Origin of the sequence: Marinobacter denitrificans (genome assembly GCF_008795955.1) — a bacterium.
Taxonomy (GTDB): domain Bacteria; phylum Pseudomonadota; class Gammaproteobacteria; order Pseudomonadales; family Oleiphilaceae; genus Marinobacter; species Marinobacter denitrificans.
This window is the reverse complement of the sequence record NZ_VMHN01000024.1, coordinates 1-3,099: the sequence shown is the minus strand read 5'-3', so window position 1 is coordinate 3,099 and position 3,099 is coordinate 1. Positions and strand designations below refer to the sequence as shown.

General features: G+C 51.5%; 5 protein-coding genes. All 5 read right to left on the bottom strand.

Annotated elements, in window-relative coordinates:
* Positions 1-130 precede the first annotated feature (130 nt).
* Positions 131-415, bottom strand: a complete 285-nt coding sequence (locus FO268_RS22645) for a hypothetical protein (RefSeq protein WP_150995413.1) — start codon at positions 413-415, stop codon at positions 131-133.
* A gap of 92 nt (positions 416-507) precedes the next feature.
* Positions 508-852 (bottom strand): DUF4345 family protein, encoded by a 345-nt coding sequence (locus FO268_RS22640; RefSeq protein ID WP_150995412.1) that lies wholly within the window; start codon positions 850-852, stop codon positions 508-510.
* A 1,011-nt stretch (positions 853-1,863) separates the two neighbouring features.
* A complete protein-coding gene (locus FO268_RS22635; RefSeq protein WP_150995411.1) occupies positions 1,864-2,256 on the bottom strand; it encodes a DUF7674 family protein in 393 nt (130 codons plus the stop codon).
* Between the two features lie 100 nt (positions 2,257-2,356).
* The gene (locus FO268_RS22630; protein WP_150995410.1) at positions 2,357-2,638 is read right to left on the bottom strand and encodes a hypothetical protein; all 282 of its coding nucleotides are present in this window, start codon (positions 2,636-2,638) and stop codon (positions 2,357-2,359) included.
* Between the two features lie 9 nt (positions 2,639-2,647).
* Entirely contained in the window at positions 2,648-2,881 is a 234-nt protein-coding gene (locus FO268_RS22625; RefSeq protein WP_150995409.1) for a hypothetical protein, read from the bottom strand.
* Positions 2,882-3,099 lie beyond the last annotated feature (218 nt).

Genomic DNA, 3,099 nt, shown 5'->3' with positions numbered 1-3,099 from the left:
TGAGTGCCTGACAGCCCCACGAGACTAGCGAAGCAGGCGTTCTCGCTCATGGGTTTAAGTTGGCCGCTGGCGCGGCCAAAAAAATGACTATTGCCTATTGATCCCGAGAAGGCTCATATGTGTTAACTGTTTAGTCTCCGAAGAAAATGATGCCATAACCATCGGCCTCCGAATTCTTAAGGGCACCGATCAGCAACCCGTAGATACTGCGACCGTTGTCTTTCGCCTCAAGTGACTCGATGAGAGGCTTGACCCCAGAGCTCAATTTAAGGTCACTGTACTGATCAATGAACAATCCGGTTTTTTCCCGGTACAACTCGATTGCAGGGAAGATCTCGGCGTATTCTGACTCACTGATAGACAGCAGGCGATCCTTCGGCCGACCATCGATGAGTTTGTGAACGTCTATGCTCATAGGCTCATACAGTTAACGCCAATATTAAGCGGCGCCCCGACAGGGGCGTCCGGTGGACGGCCGCCAGGCCGGGAACGTACTTGAATGAATGGTTAGAGCAGGCCAGCGACCAGCAAGAGGCCGATACCTGCCTCGACAATTACCCCGCCCACATTTTTGCTGCTGAAAGACTGATCCAGAAAAATGGAGACAATGCGGGATACCGCCGCTACTAACCATGCCAACCCAACCGCAACGTAAACCTCTGACTGCTGAAACCACAAACACGCTGCACCCAAACCGATAAAAATTCCGCCGTAAGTGGCACGGATTTCCGATAGCCCCAGCGCTCCCTCTGGCGCAACACCGACAAGATCAGCGACCTTTCGGGGAGCCACCAAGCCCAAAATCCCGAGAGCCAGCGTGCAGGTGGCACCGAGAAGAGGAATCAATTCCATAAATTCAGACTCCCCATTTACGGTCAGTAAGCTCTAACGCGAAGCTAAGCGGCGCCCTGACAAGGGCGTCCGGTGGAGGCCAACGGCCGGAACAAACTTAAGCGCCTTGTTAGGTAACTGCCTGAAATTTAAATGCAAAGCTCAATCACCGATTTCAAGATGAAGTTATGGGCCGCCATACGAAACTCATCGGGAATATAAACCACCCTTACGGATTTGTGGCAGGATCTGCAGTTGAAATCGTAGAACTCCTCCCATGCATCTCGCCTGACTGGCCGCCGCTCCTCAAACCTAGCGATTATTTCGCTGGGAAGGATGGATCGATCGTTGAAGAGGCTATCTCTGATTTTCGAGTCGCTAACTGTGGTAATGCCACCACACTTGGGACAGTGATACTGGGTAAACATATCGCCAGTTCCGGCTCCAAAATGAACGACCGAAAATCTGTCCTTGGCCTCGACGATCTCTATATCCATTTTTTACCTAACGCCAGCGCACAACGGCGCCCTTGGAATGGAGGCGCAGCCGCAATGTAAAGGGCGTCCGGCGGCCGCAGGCCGCGAATTGATGCGCCTTGTTAGCTGAGTAGCACCGGTGGGCGACAAACCCAGATCTTTGGCAACCAGCATGACCGCCTGCTCTGTAGCCCCCTGGCACCGAAACACGCCGATGCACTGTGATTGATAATTCCGCCAACGATGCGGTGAACGAACCGGAACTCCAGATTAGCAGATCCGGACGGTATTTTCGGCGGACGGCCCCGCGCGGTGAACACCGATTTCTTTACCAACACCTGCGACCAATTGAGCAACCAACCTGGCTGCGGATTCTGACGGCCTTGGCGGAACACCCGAACTGTCGGATTTGCTACCAGTTTACGGCCAAGGCCCACTGGCACCCGGCCACCCAAAAGGAGCAGCGCACTTCGCAGCTAACGCCATGGCTTTGCGGCGCACCGGAGCGCCAGCGTAGGTGCGTCCGACAACAGCCACTTGTTAGCGCCCCGAGTTGCTACAGCAATAGCCATGGCTCTGCTTCCCACAAATTGAGGTACAGTTTTTTGAGTTCAGGAGGGATCAATTTCCATCCGTGCTTTAACAATTTTCTGTCTTTGATATCCCACATCAAAGATTCCACGAAATAGACATCGATGAATTTTTTCACGCTTTCTGAACCGGCTATGTACCTTCCAGAAACATAGTCCATGTAGGCCTTGGCTTTGTCGAAATCTTTTCGTTTTATCGCGTCAGTGGCTGTCTGTGAGAAAGCTTCCATCTCTGCATACGAGTTATCGTCTTTTCGATCAAATCCTTGAAATTCGACCCACGCATCCATTCGACCAGATACCTCAGGGAAGCGATTCCGAATGTCCTTAATCAGCGCTGCAATTTCTACGTATTCCATCTTCAGGCAACTCGTAATTAAGCAGTGACGCTAACGCCAGCCATCACCGGTGACAAAACCGGCGCGAAGCAGAGGTTTTGGCATCCGGTGCATGGCATGGTTATAAACTGCTAGGAAGATCACTCTCAGAAACTCCGGCTTCCCTGAGCTCTGCTCGCTTGCGTGAAATTTCCTGCAGTTCCTGATAGTTAAAGTTTCTAGGGAAGTAAACGCCCTCCCAACTCTCCATGCAGTATAGGTAAGAGATGTCCAGCCCGTTCTTTCTGAGATACTCAGCAAATTCTTGATCTTTCGGGCGTGAGAAATCTTCACACCAAAAGGGCTCGCCCCGGCTGATGTAGCCCTTTGCCTCTCCTAGCTTAGTTTCAAACAGATCGCTCATTTGATTGTTTCACCATCGCTCATCTACCAAAACATTACCTTCAACATCTTTTTGGACAAGTGTTTGCGTTCTTTTGAAGCCTTTGATGGCTGTGTGGTCGGAGTAGACGACTGAACCAACAACTTCTCCTGCCTTGTTGATGACGGAGTAAGTGTCGATTTCTGTTTCACCCAAAGGTCCTTTGGTTCTGCTGCCCTCGAGTTTAAGTTCTTCACCCGGATTAAGTTTGACTCTATCTCTCATGGACAAATATTTCCTTTATAACGCCGCCCAGCACGCGCGGCTTTGGAATGAAGGCGAAGCCGCAATGGAAAAGGCGTCGCCGTGACTGGCATGATACTGATTGAGCCTTCTCCCCAGCCCAGCGGTTGCCCGCTAAGCTGGAAGGCGACCAAGCACTACAAGGGAGAAGACTCAATGAACTTTTACCATAGCACCCACCGCCACTATTGTGGAATCGA

Bases quoted from the DNA above. Each gene is read 5' to 3' on its own strand.
- FO268_RS22645 (WP_150995413.1), bottom strand. From the start codon at position 415: ATGAGCATAGACGTTCACAAACTCATCGATGGTCGGCCGAAGGATCGC.
- FO268_RS22640 (WP_150995412.1), bottom strand. From the start codon at position 852: ATGGAATTGATTCCTCTTCTCGGTGCCACCTGCACGCTGGCTCTCGGG.
- FO268_RS22635 (WP_150995411.1), bottom strand. From the start codon at position 2,256: ATGGAATACGTAGAAATTGCAGCGCTGATTAAGGACATTCGGAATCGC.
- FO268_RS22630 (WP_150995410.1), bottom strand. From the start codon at position 2,638: ATGAGCGATCTGTTTGAAACTAAGCTAGGAGAGGCAAAGGGCTACATC.
- FO268_RS22625 (WP_150995409.1), bottom strand. From the start codon at position 2,881: ATGAGAGATAGAGTCAAACTTAATCCGGGTGAAGAACTTAAACTCGAG.